This is a genomic window from Bradyrhizobium sp. Kon56 (genome assembly GCF_055807635.1).
The window spans coordinates 1-313 of sequence record NZ_JBVVOU010000292.1 but is presented as its reverse complement, the minus strand read 5'-3'; the positions used below and the strand labels follow the sequence as shown (position 1 = coordinate 313).

Below are 313 nucleotides of genomic sequence, written 5' to 3'. Positions count from 1 at the left end.
GTTTTTTTTACTGATTATGGGCTCTCGTGGGTGCCTGTCAGCGTTGCGGCCAGCATGCTTTTCACAGCGCTAAGTTGTTTATGGTTAAGACATCGCGTCCCGAATGGAAATGTCTCCTACGCTATTCAGCGCACCCACAAACCAGACTGGCGGCGACTATTCGAAAACAAGACGCTGCTGTTGGCCATTGCTTCTGCTAGCATCATTCAGTTAAGCCACACTTTGTATTTTGCTACAGCCTCAATAAACTGGGGTCTTAAAGGTTATTCATCGACGACCATTGGTTTATTTTGGTCAATTGCTGTGATTGCCG

At 46.6% G+C, this 313-nt stretch carries 1 pseudogene; it reads left to right on the top strand.

Annotation, left to right across the window (positions count from 1 at the left end):
* Positions 1-313: pseudogene (locus AC0L3B_RS39015) on the top strand (hypothetical protein); the annotation flags it as partial.